Source organism: Acetobacter senegalensis (genome assembly GCF_001580995.1).
Classification (GTDB): domain Bacteria; phylum Pseudomonadota; class Alphaproteobacteria; order Acetobacterales; family Acetobacteraceae; genus Acetobacter; species Acetobacter senegalensis.
Genome location: NZ_LHZU01000148.1, coordinates 220,112 through 238,206, shown reverse-complemented (window position 1 = coordinate 238,206; position 18,095 = coordinate 220,112). Strand labels below are relative to the sequence as shown.

At 46.0% G+C, this 18,095-nt stretch carries 13 protein-coding genes and 1 pseudogene; 6 read left to right on the top strand and 8 right to left on the bottom strand.

Features of this window, described 5'->3' with window-relative positions:
* Positions 1-294: pseudogene (locus AD948_RS19020) on the top strand (hypothetical protein); the annotation flags it as partial.
* Here AD948_RS19020 and AD948_RS17435 read toward each other — a convergent pair.
* On the bottom strand, positions 266-1,126 hold the full coding sequence (locus tag AD948_RS17435; protein ID WP_061473035.1) for a phytanoyl-CoA dioxygenase family protein: 861 nt from the start codon (positions 1,124-1,126) through the stop codon (positions 266-268). The pseudogene AD948_RS19020 and the gene AD948_RS17435 sit on opposite strands and share 29 nt — an antisense overlap.
* Before the next feature lie 92 nt (positions 1,127-1,218).
* On the opposite strand from AD948_RS17435, the gene AD948_RS17930 reads away from it, so the two are divergent.
* Both AD948_RS17930 and AD948_RS17425 read left to right on the top strand, forming a co-directional pair.
* On the top strand, positions 1,219-2,148 hold the full coding sequence (locus AD948_RS17930; RefSeq protein WP_082782505.1) for a LysR family transcriptional regulator: 930 nt from the start codon (positions 1,219-1,221) through the stop codon (positions 2,146-2,148).
* An 83-nt stretch (positions 2,149-2,231) separates the two neighbouring features.
* A complete protein-coding gene (locus AD948_RS17425) occupies positions 2,232-3,632 on the top strand; it encodes a purine-cytosine permease family protein (protein ID WP_061473030.1) in 1,401 nt (466 codons plus the stop codon).
* 51 nt (positions 3,633-3,683) lie between these two features.
* Here AD948_RS17425 and AD948_RS17420 read toward each other — a convergent pair whose 3' ends face one another.
* The 7 genes from AD948_RS17420 to AD948_RS17390 form a co-directional block, all read right to left on the bottom strand.
* Positions 3,684-4,733 (bottom strand): nucleoside hydrolase, encoded by a 1,050-nt coding sequence (locus tag AD948_RS17420; protein ID WP_211264505.1) that lies wholly within the window; start codon positions 4,731-4,733, stop codon positions 3,684-3,686.
* Positions 4,734-4,798: 65 nt separating this feature from the next.
* On the bottom strand, positions 4,799-5,734 hold the full coding sequence (locus AD948_RS17415) for a LysR family transcriptional regulator (RefSeq protein ID WP_061473028.1): 936 nt from the start codon (positions 5,732-5,734) through the stop codon (positions 4,799-4,801).
* A 69-nt stretch (positions 5,735-5,803) separates the two neighbouring features.
* Entirely contained in the window at positions 5,804-6,475 is a 672-nt protein-coding gene (locus AD948_RS17410) for a DUF1028 domain-containing protein (protein WP_061473025.1), read from the bottom strand.
* Between the two features lie 78 nt (positions 6,476-6,553).
* Positions 6,554-7,801 (bottom strand): flavin-containing monooxygenase, encoded by a 1,248-nt coding sequence (locus AD948_RS17405; RefSeq protein WP_061473022.1) that lies wholly within the window; start codon positions 7,799-7,801, stop codon positions 6,554-6,556.
* Between the two features lie 180 nt (positions 7,802-7,981).
* Positions 7,982-9,133, bottom strand: a complete 1,152-nt coding sequence (argE, locus tag AD948_RS17400) for an acetylornithine deacetylase (protein WP_061473019.1) — start codon at positions 9,131-9,133, stop codon at positions 7,982-7,984.
* Positions 9,134-9,170: 37 nt separating this feature from the next.
* Positions 9,171-9,599, bottom strand: a complete 429-nt coding sequence (locus tag AD948_RS17395) for a RidA family protein (RefSeq protein ID WP_061473016.1) — start codon at positions 9,597-9,599, stop codon at positions 9,171-9,173.
* Positions 9,600-9,667: 68 nt separating this feature from the next.
* Entirely contained in the window at positions 9,668-12,133 is a 2,466-nt protein-coding gene (locus AD948_RS17390) for a TonB-dependent receptor (RefSeq protein WP_248846083.1), read from the bottom strand.
* Between the two features lie 527 nt (positions 12,134-12,660).
* Between AD948_RS17390 and AD948_RS17380 the strand changes: the two genes are divergently transcribed.
* From AD948_RS17380 to AD948_RS17370, 3 genes are all read left to right on the top strand, one after another.
* On the top strand, positions 12,661-13,998 hold the full coding sequence (locus AD948_RS17380) for an MFS transporter (protein WP_061473010.1): 1,338 nt from the start codon (positions 12,661-12,663) through the stop codon (positions 13,996-13,998).
* A 76-nt stretch (positions 13,999-14,074) separates the two neighbouring features.
* Entirely contained in the window at positions 14,075-16,462 is a 2,388-nt protein-coding gene (locus tag AD948_RS17375; protein ID WP_061473007.1) for a beta-glucosidase family protein, read from the top strand.
* Between the two features lie 301 nt (positions 16,463-16,763).
* Entirely contained in the window at positions 16,764-17,873 is a 1,110-nt protein-coding gene (locus tag AD948_RS17370) for an S-(hydroxymethyl)glutathione dehydrogenase/class III alcohol dehydrogenase (protein WP_058987455.1), read from the top strand.
* The last annotated feature ends 222 nt before the right edge of the window (positions 17,874-18,095 follow it).

Here is an 18,095-nt window from a genome sequence, read left to right as displayed (position 1 = left end):
ATTAGCCTATTTGGAAATCCTGAATGTCGATTGGCCCTAGCAACTGCAATCAAGGCCCGATGGGTCTGCAAACAGGCGCATCAGCAACTCAAGGATAGCTGAGCGTCTATCACTTTAAAGGGCGATCATCAACAGGCCTACGCCTTTCTCCAGCCCAAGCGCCTCACGACGGTCGGGCGGAAAAAGCTACCGACCACCTACCGGGCAATGCTCGCACTGTGGAAACCTTCCACAGCAACCCTCGCAGCAATCAGCCAAAGTAGTGCTAGTCTCTGTGCTGAACTTGCTGTGTAAAAAACGAAGCACCTTTAGGTTTTTCGGGAAGTTCAATCTCAAAGGGAATACAACGCACTTTGCCTGTTTCTACGCCGTAAACAAGCTGACCATCAAATATGCTTGGTAAAGGATTCTCCGCGAGGGGAATTGCGTCTTCAGCCGCATAGACAACAATAAACAAAGTACGAGGATCGTTGCTTAAATTGGGAGCTGAACCATGTAAAAGCCTAGTATGCATGAAACAAACGCTCCCAGCAGTGCCGTGGCAACGCACGGCTGTGCGATGACACTCTTCTTCTACTACACCCGTTACTGAGCCAGTAAAAATTCCATTATGCCAAAGAGAGCAAATTGGATCTTTATGTGTCCCGGGAACAACTTCAAGCGGACCATTTTGTTCTGTGAGATCATCTAACATAACAAGAGCCGTAATTAGGTCATCATTAGTGTGAGGTGTAAAAGGAAAGTCCTGATGCCATTTCACTTTTGTAGGCGTACCAGGAAGCTTCGAATTGATTTTTGCATGATGTAACTTAACATTGGGACCGATTAGTTGGGCAACTGCTGTAGGCACAGCCCCATTTAGCATAACATGTTTATATACTTCAGATATTTCACCAGGTGATGCCACGCGCCGTAAAGCTGGTGTTGCAGCTGAATGCCCAGGCTCAAGGTCAAAACGGGGACGTCCGTCCAATGTTGTGCCGTAAGACTGCTCGTGTAATTTGCTCTCATCAACCCACGTTGCAAAGTCAGCCCTTAGCTCAGATAACAACTCACGAGAAATTAAATTTTCAGCAACCAAAAAACCATTCTCATTGAAGAACGATACCTGCTCCGCTTTAAGCATTACTTAATCTCCACTATGACAGCCCTTACAATTTGACGAACTCAACCAAAAAGAGAAAACTGTTTTTTTCGTGGAAAAGGAAAGATTTTTTCATGGTTCGAATTACACTCCGACAGGCAATGTATTTTGTTGCCGTAGCTGACCATGGAACAATGTCCGGCGCGGCTTTAACACTGAATATTTCGGAACCTGCACTAGCTGACGGACTACGAAAACTTGAACAAATTACAAACCTTGTTCTACTTGAAAGACTCCCGGCCCGGGGTGCACGCCTGACCCAAGCAGGACTTGCGCTAGAATCTTCGATAAGACAGTTACTGATTACCGCACAGAAAACCGAAGAAATAGCCGCCAAGATAGCTTGTAATACTCAGACAATATTGCGAATAGGCTGTTTTATAAATCTTACGCCTTATATATTATATGATCTTCAAAAATATCTTATGAACAGATTTCCAGAAATAAAGCTCGATTTTCATGAAAACAATCATAAAAATCTTGTGAAATCCCTTGCAAATAACGATCTTGATTTACTGATTGCTTATGACATGGGTCGTATTGGTGAAAAAATACAGACCGAGACCCTGTTCAGTCTACAACCTTATGTTATCATGCGAGAAGATCACCCGTTGGCAAAGTGTAAAAACCTTACGCTGGAAGATATTAGTAACGAACCACTAGCTCTCTTCAACTTACCTGGATCAGATGAATATTTTGAAAATTTATTTTATAAAATAAAGAAAAATCCGTCTATTAATTTTCGAGCACACACCATGGAATCTCTTTATTGCGCAGTCGCTGCTGGCATGGGTATAGCGATTGTGGCATTACGAAGAAAGAATAATGATAGTTTTTGTAATAAAGTGGTTGAAATTCCCATAAGTGAGCCCACAAATCCTCTGAACATTATTATTGCAAGAAAACAAACAAGAGGATCCGCACCGCCTGATTATATTTTTAGAAATATCTCATCATTTATACGTGAAAAATCTAGGAATTTTGGCTATGTCAAACCTCAATAAAAAATAAATAACAAAAAGGTAATACAGCTTTTCTATTTTATTGTGGTGTCGTAATATTTCCAGGTATAAACGGAGCTACCTTGATGCCGACACCCCAAGACCCCCCTGCAAAAAATTTCGTGGAAAAAGGCAGCATTTATCCCATTCCAGAAACAGCTCGGTTTGGTACATCGCGAGACTTGTTCACTATCTGGTTTGGTGGGAATTTGATGATCCTTACCATTTCTACAGGCGCACTGACAACAGGTGTCTTTCATTTAAGTCTGCCTGTGGCATTGCTGACACTTGTATTAGGGAACTTGATCGGAGGTCTGTTTATGGCCCTTCATGCAGCACAGGGTCCTATTTTGGGTGTCCCGCAAATGGTACAGGCCCGCGGCCAGTTTGGTACAGTGGGTGCAGCAATTATTACCCTTTTATTGATTTTTATGTATGTTGGCTTTACTGCCTCCAATATTATATTAGGAGGAGAAACTTTCAATTTTATTGTGCCGACTTTAAACCGATCTACCTCTCTTCTTATCGTAGCCTTTTTTTGTCTTCTCCCGGCTTTGGGAGGTTACTATTGCCTGCATCTAGCAGGAAAACTTAGTACTTTTCTGGGTATTACAGCTCTTACGACCTGTATAATCCTTTTAGTAAAAGACCCAGAGATTTATAAAATAATTGTAAACGGATCGCCTCATTCAACCAACAGCCTGTCAAATGTGGTGGGAGCCTTCTCCATTATTGCACTCTGGCAAATTGCATTTGCTCCCTATGTTTCGGACTACTCACGTTATCTGCCTGCCACAAAACAGGGGGTTAAAAATGCCTTTTGGGCGACTTATGGAGGGTCATGCCTTGGAGCGTTCTTTCCTATGACAATTGGTATGTTATTAGGGTTTGAGGCTAATTCTGCAGGAGCTCTCGTCGGTTCATTATACACCCATCTTTCCTCTAGCAGCACACTGGCTGCAACTCTTGTACTCTGCTCACTTATTCTAGGGATGGCTGGTCCGACCGCCATGAATATTTATTGTGGAGCGCTCGCAGCACTTTCAATTTTTCAAACCTTCTTTTCATCTTACAACTTTGGTAGACGTTCGCGGCTTTTAACAACACTAGCCTTGTTTATTCTGGCATGTTGGTGTGTTTTCTTCATGACAAATGACTTTTTACACCGCTACATCGATTTTCTTGATATTCTCATGATGATTATGATCCCTTGGACTGCCATCAATCTGGTGGATTATTATCTGATTCATCATGCAAAGTATGATGTAAATGCATTTTTCAAAAAAGATGGTGGGATTTATGGTCGTATTAATAAAATAGCATTTCTGTGTTTTTTCCTTTCTCTGATATTACAATTCCCTTTTCTTGTTACACCAGCTTATGTTGGTCCAATAGCCTGCCACTTGCATAGTATCGATATTTCTTGGCTAATTGGCTTAGGGACTACATCCACTTTATACTATATAGTATCAAAAAAAATTAGATAATATGACATCATAATATTGGTATACCTAATTTTCAGGTATACCAACCATAAATCACTTTTTTAAAATTGTATCAAAGAAAAGGTTTTTTAGCTTGGATGAATCGACGTCTATACAGACAGATTGCGAGGGTCTATTATCCCAGTTGCTGATAAGGTAATGCCTGTCATCAGGCTTCTGGATTGTTTCTCCACGAGCAAATCCTTCGGTAACAACGCGCACAGCTCCTGATCTTCTCGTGAAAAGCGCTGGATTAATGGCTGCCGCAACGGCAGCGGCATCATGAATGTAGATATGATTGAGACCTTCTTTCCGGTAATAATTAACGTATTTTCTCGAGATAGCCCATAACAACTGGCACGCTGGGTCGTTACTTTGTTTTAGCTGGTCTATTTCATTGAATTTAACCGGAAGCTTCATTGTTACGTCCAATCCCACAATGGTCACTTTCCATTGAGCCGAAAAGACTTCATCTGCCGCTATTGGATCACCATAAATGTTTGATTCCGCACATGGCGTTCTGTTGCCAAGATAGCCGTCAAACCCAAATGCTCCTCCCATAACAACCACATCTTTTACAAACTTTACGACATCGGGATCATACCGTAGAGCTTGGGCCAGGTTTGTAAAATGGCCAACGGTCACCAATGTAACTTCCCCTGGATACTGCCTTACAATATCAGAAATGAATTTCCAGCCGGGGCGGGGATCCAGCGTGTTTTCTGACATAGGGGGAATCAAAATATCTCCTAAGCCGTTATCGCCGTGTACGCGTGTTGATGCAGGAGAAACAGAGCCGTCTAACGCAGGTCCAGCGCCCTTGGCGATGGGAGCCTTTATGCCGAAACGGTCCTTTAAGTAAAGTGTGTTTCTTGTCACTGTATCAATTAACCCATTGCCAGCAACAGTTGTTATACCAACCAGCTCTAGAACAGGGCTTTTTTGTATAAATAAAAGCGCCATCGCATCATCAATACCGGGATCAGTATCAAAAATAATTTTTTGTTTTGAATTAGATCGCGACATAGCCTTAGCTGGCGACACAAAGCTAGCGGCCCCCACAACGTGCATGAACCCACGGCGGCCAATTCTGGAATATTTCATGAGCTGGTAACTTTCAAAGCTTGGGAGTTTTGCGCCCCTTCGCGGTATACGGAGAAATGTTGCTATCAATGTCCTAAAATGGAAGCCAGCATGCCGGGAATATGAGAGTCGGAAATGGAAGTCTTGCAATGTTGCTCAAAGGCCTGAAGCAGACGTGACTTGTTCAGGTTTGCCAATGTTGCGGTTCCCACAATCATAGGCCTGTGGCTACCGGCGAGGGGAATATGTACCAACTTCCGTCCATCCAGCGCCATGTCCGAGCGCGGGCGTACATTGGCAAGCGTATAACCATACCCGTTTGCAACCATTGTCCGAACGACTTCTAAATGAGCTGAGCTAGAATAGATCTTGGGTTGCAGAGCTTCTTTAAAGAAGAGCGAAAAAAAATACTCCCGGCTAAAAGGCAGGTCCAGTAGAACCATAGGTTCATCGACAAGATCCTGCAGACTGACCTCAGTTTTCTGTGCAAACGGGTGGTTGGCACTAACAAGAACATAGGGAGGCAAGCTCGCGAGAGGCGAAAACTCGATACCTTCGGGTATTTGAAGATCATAGGCTATGGCAATATCAATCTCGACACGCCGTAGACTATCAAGAAGCCATTCCTGATTGGCTTCAAACTGCCGTATTTGTACCATCGGATAGATGGACATAAAGTTGTGTGCGAGTTCCGGCATGATCATTGGCGCCAAGGTCACCATGGAGCCTACGCATAATTGCCCACGCACTTGGTCTGTTGCCTCAGATGCTGCGTCATAAAGATTTTCGGCTTCCTTTATGACCCGCTTTGCGGCCACAACGAGCTTCCGACCGGCAGGAGTCAGCGATAAACCATGGGCATGCTGGCGAACAAAAAGTTGTACACCAAGCTCTTTCTCCAAATGGCTAATAGCCGTGGAGATGGAAGGCTGCGATATAGCAATGCGCTCGGAAGCCACCGTTATGGAACCACATTCGCCTGCCGCAATAAAATATTCTAGCTGTCTTAAAGTGTAGCGCATTTTTCCATGTTACACTATCGAACCATTATTGCTACGGCGTTAATTGCAGTGGAGCTGAGAAAATACGGCTTATTCGTCTCCTGGCACTCCAAATTTAGGGGCCTCTGTGGGGTCCAACGCGCGTTGAATGTATGCGCCCATTTGAGGCTTCCAGACTGTCCAGAGTGTTGCCAAGCGGCTGATTGGCTCGACGTCCCAGTCTATACGAAGATCCGCCATCGGCCAGTTCTGTGCCCCTATAAGAAGCAGGCCGGCAGAAAAGACAGGGCCCGCCTCGCCACCAGCGACCATTCCGCCCTGCATGGCGGCAATAAGCCTGTCACCTAGGGCTCCCTTGGCGGTTTCAAACGCTTCGACCATTCTAGCTGGGACATCGACGCTGGCTAATAGATTGCCCGCCGCAACACAATTGTCAGTTTTAAACCAACTACTGGTACCAAGTGCGTGGATGCCAGAAAAAACAGACGTATTACCCTGCGCATCAACCGCGGTAAGTTGACGGTACTGAATATGCTCAGCAGATGCCGTAATGGCCTCAATCGCTGCCGAAGCAGAAAGCCCTTCTGCCATCAGGCCGAGTACGGCAGGGCCAAGTCGGGGGTCAGTTGAATTTTGCGTGGCTACCGCTCCCACGCCTGAACGAACATACGCGCACCGCGCAGCGACTGCAGGAGAAGAAGAGGAAATAGCAAGGCCAAAACAGCCAGTAGTGGGACAACGGGCGGCGATCGAAAATGTCACAACCAACCTCCATACAACACAAAAACGAACAAACCGAGCGGCTTTGCACCCTGCTACGGAGCAGAGTGCAAAGTACTATCAGTCTGGTTGACTTACGCTGGTCCGCTGCGTGGCGATATGCTGGGCCAAGTGCTTTGCGTCGTGCCAGACTCCCCAGATAAACGGAGACGCCCTGCGAGACAGCCAAGCAAGTCCAAGAAAATAGAGGCCCGGCACTTCGGAAACACCGCAGTCATGAACAGGTTCGCCTGCTTCATTAAAGACATCAACCTCAAGCCAATCAAAGTCCAGAGCGTAACCTGTTGCCCATACGATGGATGTTATGCCAACTTCCTTTAGATCGAGTTCTAGGATGGGGTTGGTCACACAATCAGGATCTGGCCCGATGTTACGAGCCTCTGGCTCTTCAGGTAAATCAAGCTTTTCTTTTTCGATATATGCATCAGCGGCATCCAGCATGGCAATATAGTTAGCATCTCCACCCGCAATATTTTTTGCGAGATCTGGAGCAAAACGTATACGGCCGTTTTCCCACCCCTCGGCACGACCAACCAGTGTCATACCTTGACTTGCCAGACGCCTAAAATCGATCGTATGGCCGCCATTGGCCCCACTGACAGAAATGGTAACATGCTCCATGGATGGACTGCATGTTCGCATATCCCACATACCTAGTGCGCCGAGCCACCACACAAAGTCGCGCCCACGGTATTTTCGTGGCGGACGATCGTGCGGACCAACGGCAAGATAGACCTTGCGCCCTGCATTCATGAGTTCTTCAGCTATCTGCGCGCCAGAAGAGCCCGCGCCGATAACTAGCACCGCCCCTTGTTTTAACTGATCCGGGTTACGATAGGCACTGGAATGAATTTGCTTTATTCCGGTTGATGGGGGAACAAGGGAAGGAATAATTGGCTTCTGGAAGGGGCCCGTTGCAACAACGACATTTTTGGCCTCGATAGTGCCAGAGGATGTTTCGGCCAAAAAAGCCGAACCATCTGTATTCTTGGTCAATTTCTCAACGTTAACCCCGCATCGAATGGGCGAGTTGTTTTTTATTGCATAAGCTTCAAAATATTCGACTATTTTTTGTTTAGATGCAAAGCCGTCCGGGTCAACACCCTCGAATGTAAGATTGGGAAATCTATCATGCCATGCCGGTCCGTTAGCCACCAATGAGTCCCATCGTTCAGAACGCCAGCGTTCTGCAATTCTATTACGCTCGACAACTAGGTGCGGCAATCCACTCTTGCCTAGATGTTCGCTCATAGCTACGCCAGCTTGGCCTCCACCAATAACGAGCGTTTCAACTTTCTCCACTGACATTACCGCCACCTTTTTATTTTCTGGCTCAATACAGCCAAGATACTTCTGCTATTTTATTACGCAGTGAAACTGGTACATAAATAACTCTTTTTCTTTGATAGTCTTAGGTTTTTCCTAATCCGCTCTCATTTCTCATAGAAAAAATACAGGCGTTTAGTACCGGTCAGACTGGCGCATTTACTAACATTTATTGCAAAGATCTTCTATTATTCTAGACAAAAACAAATCTGAATCCTCAAGCTCTTGTCTGGTGATGTACTCATCAGCCTTGTGCGCACGCGCAATGGATCCCGGACCACACACAATGCATGGCAAATTTAGCTCTCGCGCAAAAAGTCCCGCTTCTGTGCCAAAGTCAATTACCGTTGTTGTATTCTGAGAGATACTTCGCAAACCAAGAGATAAAATGCCAGATCCGTTTTCATCATAACTGAGACCAGGATAGCTATTGATTACCTCGACCTCAATTACGGCCCCCTGCCCGTTCTGTGTCACAACACGTTGTGCGGCGGCCCGCAACCATGCAATATAAACATCTGGCAAAAGGTGGGGCAGAACACGGATTTCAACCATTAAGTTACAATGTTCCGGAACGATGTTCAAAGCCACCCCTCCTTCGATCAAACCCACCTGAACCGTTGAAAAAGGCACTTCAAAACGCTTGTCATGTTCCTCTGTGTCTTCGATATACTTCTGAAGAGTCTGAAGTTCTGACACCATGCTGGCGGCAAGAGCAATTGCGTTTATTCCTTTGAGCGGATTAGCCGAATGCGCCGACTTACCTCGGCACTTAATACGCAATGCCACTTTCCCTTTATGCGCAACAGCAACCTGCATTTGTGTGGGTTCGCCAATAATACAACCTGACGCTGCAAGCCCGGTCTCCTGCAGCTTTCGCAACAGAAATCGTACACCAAGGCAACCCAGTTCCTCATCGTACGAAATGGCGAGATAAAGAGGTCGTTTCAAAGGAGAGATCGTTGCTTTAGCAGCGGCAGTAACCATGCAGGCCAGAAAACCTTTCATATCACTGCTGCCGCGTCCGTAAAGCTTTCCGTCTCGCTCAGTTAACGTAAATGGATCAGAACTCCAGCTTTGCCCTTCAGTTGGCACAACATCTGCATGCGCAGAAAGAACAATACCACCCGCTACATCTGGCCCAATGCGGACAAATAGATTGTACCGTTCGAGCTCCTCTCCTGGTACACGCAGTATGTATGCTCCCAAAAGCGAAAGACGAGCTTCAAGCCAATCGATAATTGCACTATTGGGTGTGCCACAAACACTTGGAAACGCAACAAGCTGCGCCAGTGTATCAACCGTATTATTCATTAAAACCGCCACCGGTCGTTAAAAACACTGTTTGGCATCAGTCCAGTTCGGCGATAACATCAACTTCCACGAGCCATTCCGGCCGAGCGAGCGCTACAACCACAAGGCCCGTAAACACCGGAAAAACGCCTTTCAAATATTGCCCAAGCGTTCGGTATACTGACTCCCTATAGCGTATATCCGTTAGATAAACGGTCACTTTGCAAATATGGCGTGCCTCTGCCCCGCATTCATTAAGGAGCAGGAGAATATTTTCAGCGACCTTCTGAGTCTGCTTCACCGGATCTCCAACGCCGACATTTTCCCGCGTATCCAGATCCTGGGGCACCTGTCCACGCAGATAAATGGTCTTCCCGGCAACCACGGCCTGACATAAATCATTGTCCAAGTTTTGCTCTGGATAAGTAACCTTAGTATTGAAGGGACGAATACGTTTATGCGTAACATCCGAAGAAATTTCTGACATTTTACAGCTCCGAAAAGAGAGTGGCCTTGTATTGATATAAAAGAACGGGCTTTCCCGCTGTGCTGCTATCAGAATGACATCCGGATAGAGCCGAAATATTGACGTGGGGCCCCCACAAAGAACGACTGATAGTCACCATACATAGCGTTTCCATTTTCGCCACTGACAGAAATATATTTCTGATTTGCCAGGTTATAGACATTGAAGTCGATCGACAGGTCTTCTGGCAGGCTGCTATGGGTCAGCTTCCTGATGGTTTTACCCATCATCCAGCGCACACCCGCGTTTTCGACCCAATATGAGGGTACTTTAAGGTCACCGGTATAACTGTAGTTCCGCTTTCCCATATAGGTGGCATCAAAATGTGTGGTAAAATCTCCTATCGTATAGACAACATTCGCCTTGTACATAAAACGAGGATAGTTGACGATCTGTTGGCCTTTTATATGGTATGTGACCCCATTTTCAGAAATATTGCTACCATAGGTGGCATGATTGTAGCTGACGTTGCTGCTGATACTCAGTCCTTTGAGGGGGCGCACAACCAATCCGGCGTCAACTCCGTTCATTGCGATACTGCCCACGTTTGCAACACTGCTAACCGGATTGACGATGGTGCCCGCCGTAATCTGCTGCAACCGATTCGAAAAGTCTGAACGATAAGCAAATACCGTACCGCTGACCCATGGGCTATTGTAACGATAACCAACGGAATACGTCCAATTTGTTTCTGGCTTAATAGTATTTTTTATTTTCTCGTACTGTTCTCCCGTAAGAGCGAAAGGGGATGCTCCCTGTTTGTAGGCTGCCATTGGAAGAGTTTTCATATTTTCCGCAATATCGAAATAGAGCTCATGATCGCGGAGAAAACGCCAGTCGCCACTGATATGCGGTAAAAACGGTCTGGAGGAAGTAACGCTGCCGACGGCCAAAGAGTCTGTGCCAGTATAAGAGACCATATTGGCTGTTTGGCCAGCCCGCACTGTTTGCAGGATGGATTTAAAACCAACATGCAGAGAAACGTTCTTTAGAGGATGGTAAGTGTCTTGAAGGTAGGCGGTAAAGCTATTTGAGTTGAACTGCATGCCCCAGAAAGTTGCATAAGGGCTGGGTAGAGATCCGACCGGATTGACGGGTTTTCCCTGGCCGAGCAGGGGTTCTTCATAGGCATTTCGATCAACGTTGACACTGAAGTTCTCATACCAAACGCCGGCGCTGATGTCATTTTTGGCAACGGTATAATTCAGAGAAGATGTAAATCCGAAACGCTTTTGTTGCGTAACCGTGATCTGCTCTGCCAGCGGGGCACCGTTGGGAGAGGTACTGTATGGACTTGTGTAGCTACCACGTCCATACTGGCCATGCCCGTAAACGGTGCCCTTCCAGTGCAGACGGTCGGCCAATTCGAAGTCGTATGTAGTACCTCCAATATAGTTACGTGATGTCGTAGATGCCGCGTAGTAGGAGGCATCGGTTTTATCGACGATGTTACTGTAAGATGACGGGAAAATGCCCAAAGCAGCCTGATAGGCTTTCTGATACCCATTTGGAGTACCAATGAAATTATCAAGGTAGTAACCGCCATTTTTCAAGCTGTCGAAAGACATATCCTGATAGTCGATATATTCAAAATCACTATAGTTAAAGAAGGTAGACAGACTGCTGTGTTCACCAATGGGGTCAACAAGTTTGAAGTTAACCTGCTGCATGAATTGGTGACCGCCGCCTTTCCACCTTTTGGTATCGTTACGCATGTAGGAGACATAGAATCTGTCGCCTCTTTTGGTCAGATCCCCGCTGTCTCCACGGACATAGGTATGAAATAGACTATTGCTGCCGAAGGTCTGACCGATGGTCGCTTTACGTACATGTCCTGGATCGCTGCCAATAAACTGAAGGGAGCCACCTAGGTTATTGGTGGCCGCGATGGACTCTGCCCCTGCCCCGAGTGAGACATCCATGCGCTCAAGGTTTTCGCTGGTGATGGCCTGAGCTGAGTTCAAACCATTGAACGAGTGGAATTCCTGGTCACCAATAGGAATACCTTCAACGGTCATACCAATTTGGTCTTGCTGAAAGCCGTGCATATAAAGCATGCTCGTCCATTGCCCCAAGCCCTGAGGGTCAGAACTCTGGAACATGACACCGGGATGTTGGGACAGCGCCTTAAGTGGATTGGTACCCGGAACTGCACGATGAATCTCAGCGGAGGAGACAACGTCCTGCACACCAACGACACGACGCTTACCGCTAACATGCAGGTCTTCCGATGAATTATTGACAACGGCTACCTTGCGGTTTTTGCTACGACCGGCAATTCTGCCACCCACCTGTGTAGACTGCTTTTTGACGACCGGTGCATGCTGGTGGTTGCTTTTAAGCGCATAGAGGGGTTCTGGTTTATCTGCTGCGTACAGAGCGCCTCCTCCGCCAGAAAGTAAGGTTGTTGAGAGAACTGCCGACAGGAATCCAGCCTTCCGGTATGCCATTCCAAAGATCTCCATCCTTGATAAGTGAGTAGATAATCCGATCAAGCTCTGCTTCCCGATAATCTCGTCGGCACATGTATTCAAAACCAGCACCCTGTCATTGCTTCCCGAGATTAGGGAGATACGCTGCCTCACTGGAGTAACCGTATGCGCTCAATAACAGGTCATGTTGTATCTTTCTCGCAATGATTTTCTTTTGATACTCCAGTTCGGATATTCCGATGACCGAGCAGAAATTAAGTATAGGCGTTCCTGAGGTATTAATTTTGTTTTTCATTTTTAGATATTGGTTTTTTTCGTGTCGATTCCATTATAGGATGGACAGAGGATGTTAATCGTTACGGGATGCGTTGCACATGCACAGACGAACAGAAAAATATCCCATCTATTTAACATATGAAACGAAAATATTATTATAATATATAACTATGGAAAAGTGTATTCAGAAAGATATATGTCCGCTATTTTTCCATTAATATCTATACGAAAACCGTAATGTCTGACCTATCCCGTTCATCCCCATCAGCAATTCTGCCTAACAGTTGTCAGGCCGCAACCATGACAGATCTCTCATGAAAACTTCTGATAATGACCTTTCTATAAAAGAAAAAATTGCTTATGGGTGTGGTGATCTTTCATCTAACCTTTTATGGGGGCTGACGTCCACATATCTGATGTATTATTATACGGATATTTATCGACTTCCCGTTGCTTCTGTTGCTTGGATATTGCTCATTGCCCGCGTTTTTGATGCACTTTGTGACCCACTGATCGGAATTTTTATGGATAGAAAGGGCGGGCTTATTGTACCCCGTCTTCTGACTTACCTGTCCATACCGTTTGGAGTAGCAGGATTCCTTTGTTTTCTTCCCCTTCCGCTTCCTGGAAATGGAAAAGTTATCTGGGCAGGCGCCACATATATTCTTTTTGGTGCCGTATATTCTTGTATCAATACACCATATGGGGCTATGGCCACCATGATTTCGCAAACCAGTAAAGGAAGAATCGACTTAAATTCCTTCAGGATGATCGGCTGTCAGGTCGGTAAATTTTGCGTCGCTTTCCTCACCATACCAGCCGTCGAATGGCTTGGTGGAGAGGAGACGTTATCACAACGGCAATTCGGATTTGTGGCTTTTGTTTTTCTGTTGTGCTGTGCAGGTAGTATTCTGTGGTTTGTTGTTGTTAAAACCTGTATTTTGCGCTTTCCACCGCAGGCTGCAACTTATTCTTTTCGTTACATTATGAAATCTCTAATAAAAAACAGAAATTGGCATTTATGTAATGCATTGGTTTTTGTTCAATTTATTTGTCTGTCAGCATTTTCCGGTTTCATCTTCTATTATGCAAAATGCAATCTTGGAAGGTCAGAATCTGTCGCAAGTCTGACATTGACAATTGGTGTCTTGTCAGGGCTTTTAGGTGCAATGTTGTGCCCATTTTTTACTAAACGACTTGGCCTTTTCAGAACTGGCCTTGCGCTCTCTGTCCTGCAGGGCATTGCCTATATTCTAATTTTTCTTTCGAAATCCTCTTTAGTAGAATTTGCTGGATCTCTTATTGTTTTGACCTTTGCTCAAGGAGTTTTGTCACCGTTATATTATGTCTTGCTTGCAAAAGCAGTTGACTACAGTCATGCAGACGATCATGTCGATCTGGCTGGTATATCTTACGCCTTAAATACTCTTGTTACAAAAATTGCTGGTGGAATAACGGGGTTTATTCTTTCTCTATTTCTTTCTTTTGGACATTATGATGCAAACCAGTCATCCCCTACGGGAGACATCGCATTGTGGGTTTTGGCGGGCTTTGTTTGGCTTCCTCTGGCGTGTGTCGCTATACAATTTATTTTATTTCTCCTGTACAGCTCTACAGATGACGGACCGAGGATAAAGAGCGCAGCAGGCTAGTCTGACATCAGGGCTTATAAATGAGGATAGCGTTCACATATCCTCTCGTTTTCCTTCTCAGATACTTAGGATCATCATGAACACAAGCGCCATGCCTTCTTCTTACGACGTTGACTCATTAGTCAGCCAAATGACGATAGACGAAAAAATCGATATGATTGGCGGCTTCAATATGTGGAAAACCAGGCCCATAGAGCGGCTGGGCCTGCCGAGTATCACCATGACCGATGGTACTTATGGTGTACGATATTCGGTTCAGCAAATTGATAAAAACGAGCGTGGCGGCGAAAATCTTGATTCGTTTCTGGGCGTGGTCAACAGAAAAGCTGATGATGTTCAAACAGCATGGGGCCAAATGAAACCGGCAACTTGTTTCCCCAATGGGTCAAGCCTGGCATGTTCGTGGGATACCGATTTGGCGACCCAGTTAGGGGAAGCCTTAGGAAAGGAATGTAGAAACCTAGGAGTACATCTTCTACTAGGGCCTGGCATTAACATAAGAAGAACACCGCTTGCGGGTCGTGCCTATGAATATTACTCTGAAGACCCTGTTCTTTCTGCCGATCTGGCAGCAGCTGTGATCAATGGTATACAAAAATACGGTGTTGGCACGTCTCTGAAACATTTTGTCTGCAATGATTCAGAGGTTGAACGTACGACCATGGATTCCATCGTAGAAGAACGAGCATTACGGGAGATTTACCTTCTCGCCTTTGAAAGAGCAATCGCCAAATCGAACCCGTGGTCGGTTATGACGTCCTATAACCGAGTAAACGGGGAGCAAACGGCCCAAAGCGCACACTTAATCAATGGTGTCCTGCGCAATGACTGGGGCTATTCGGGCACGGTTATTGCGGACTGGCATGGTATTAAGGACCGGGGGGCATCCATTCTAGCTGGTAACGATCTGGATATGCCTGAAAGCCCTATTCGTAAAGCAGATCTCAAACGCGATCTGGCGGATGGTCGCGTTAATCTGAGTGCTCTAGATACAGCGTGTGCAAATGTCATACGCCTTGTCCTTCGCTGCCATGCCTCTAAAATGAATAATGTTCAATACACAGAGCAACAACATCATGTACTCAGTCGGAAATTCGCCGAAGAGTCCATCGTGTTGCTGAAAAACGACAACAAATGCCTCCCTCTTTCTGCTGAAAGACTGAGAAAAGTTGTTATCCTTGGGAAGGAAGCTCTTGAGCCCGTTATTCAGGGATCAGGTTGCGCAACGACTACGCCGACACAGGTTGACATTCCGTTCGATGAAATCAGTTCCTACTGCTCTCCGGAGACACAGGTAGTCTGGTTGCTCGGTACAGCGCCTGAACCCGAAGCATGCGTGCAGCTTAAATCTGAGGCGCTTACTGCCTGTCTGGATGCTGATATTGTTATCTTATTCGCAGCCCCGCCTGTCGGTTACGATGGCGAAGGTTCTGACAGGAGCGATCTGAATCTGGCTCCCGGATACGATGATCTGATTACCACGCTTGGGCAGGCTGAACGTCCTTACAAACTCATAGTCATTCTTTCGAACCCCGATGCTGTTGCTATGCCCTGGGTGGAACATGTTGACGCCGTGCTGGACACTTTTTTCAGTGGTCAGGGCATGGGGCGTGCGGTTGCAAACATCCTTTTTGGCAAAACCGTACCATCAGGAAAGCTGACGACCACCTTTCCTGTGAAGAAGGAAGACATCCCTGGTTACTTGTCTTATCCAGGCGAAAACGGACGACACTATTACAGTGAAGGGTGTTTTGTGGGCTACAGGTATTTTGATGCACGAGATAGCCAACCCCTTTTTCCCTTTGGATTTGGGCTAAGTTACACAACTTTTGAATATAGTGATTTGATCCTAAGCAAAAACGAAATTCTTCCACTTCAGGGTCTGGATATCAGCTTTAACATTACAAATACGGGCCTCTATGAAGGAAAAGAAATTGCTCAGGTTTATCTTCGTGGGGAAAAGTGCCGCCTGAAACGGTGTAAGCGTGATTTGCGCGGATTTTGCAAAATCTCTCTCAAACCGGGAGAAACAAAACGCGTAACCATTACTTTGGAGAGTCGTGATTTTGAGGTTTACGATACGGAAAGACAGAAATGGCTTCTGGATAATGGGATTTTGTGGGTTGATGTGGGCGCCTCTTCCAGAGACATCCGGCTAAGCCAACGCCTAAAATGCCTACCTGGTGTCAATTATGCTCGAAAAATGACTTTTGATTTGCAGCCTGTTTTTGTTTTCGAAAATCCAGTTGCCGTGAAAATCTTGTCTCGTTACATGATGCAGCAATTGAACGTTGATAAAGAGGCATGTCTGCAGATTCTTGAGCATGGCCGCAACTCATTCATCGGTATTTTTGCGACACTGGAACGCAGATTACAAATAGATATTCCATCTGATACTCGTCAGGAACTGGTTGATCAGATTAATGCTGAGATGAACGAAGTTGAAAAAAAGGCATATTCTTAAAAACATTCTTCTGTTCAGCTTTAAGAAGAATTATCGACCAGTTACGTTTTCTATTTGATATATGGAGGGTTTCTTTAATGTTACTGATTGCGATCCAACAATATGACATGTTGTGGTGATAGGAAGTGAGACTAAAGGTTGATGACCAATCTTGCGCTGAGCCTCTGGGCAACGAATTCGTTGAATGCGCTGTCGGCAGGGGCACTATAGTCTGGTCCACTAAGGACGTCGTCTCATTCAATCTTACTTTCTTTAAATAGTATATTGACTATTCCGAACTGCAAGATACCGGGGAAATATTATGAAGTCGCGTGCTGCTGTTGCTTTTGAGGCCGGTAAACCTCTTGAAATTGTTGAAATTGACGTTGCTCCGCCCCGCTCAGGTGAAGTGCTAGTCCGAATTACCCACACTGGAGTGTGCCACACGGATGCCTTCACTCTGTCTGGCGATGATCCGGAAGGACTTTTTCCAGCAGTGCTTGGACACGAAGGAGCTGGGATTGTTGTAGAAGTGGGAGAAGGTGTGACAAGCGTGGTGCCAGGTGATCACGTTATTCCCCTTTACACGGCAGAATGTGGCGAGTGCCTGTTCTGTAAATCCGGAAAGACCAATCTTTGTATTTCTGTTCGCACAACGCAGGGCAAAGGTGTCATGCCCGACGGCACATCGCGTTTTTCTTACAATGGACAACCCATTTATCATTACATGGGTTGCTCTACCTTTAGTGAATACACGGTTGTGGCTGAAGTTTCCCTTGCCAAGATTAATCCGGCCTCTAACCCTGAACATGTTTGTCTGCTGGGATGTGGTGTGACAACCGGTATCGGCGCGGTACATAACACGGCTAAAGTACAATCTGGCGATACGGTTGCAGTCTTTGGGCTTGGGGGAATTGGGCTCGCCGTCATACAGGGAGCAAGACAGGCAAAGGCAGGGCGCATCTTTGCGATCGACACTAACCCGGAAAAGTTCGAACTGGCAGAAGCCTTTGGAGCAACTGATTTTCTTAACCCAAAAGATTACGAGCAACCTATCCAGCAAGTACTCGTTGAATTAACTGGTTGGGGCATTGACCATACGTTTGAATGCATCGGCAATGTTTCTGTCATGCGTGCCGCGCTGGAAGCTGCTCATCGCGGTTGGGGGCAGTCAATTGTTATTGGAGTTGCGGGAGCTGGAAAGGAAATTTCCACCCGCCCGTTTCAACTTGTCACCGGTCGATCATGGCGAGGCACGGCATTTGGCGGCGTAAAGGGGCGAACACAGCTACCTGGAATGGTCGAAGACGCAATGCGCGGTGACATTCAGCTAGCACCTTTTGTAACCCATACGATGCCGCTTAAAGACATCAATGCAGCTTTTACCCTCATGCATGAAGGTAAATCGATCCGCTCAGTCATTCACTACTGAGTGTGATATGTAAGAGTTTTTTGAAAAAGATTTGTTAAAATTTCCCACTTTACTCCCTCGATCCCTCCATCTTCTCCGTCTCAGGACAGAACAGTTCAAAATCCACAGTACGGAAAAACACGTCAAGCTAGTCGCCCAGCCGAGCAAGTCACTCCTCAACATCAAAGAAGCAGGGCGGCTTTATACCACCATCCCCTCATCACAACACAAGAGATGAAATTA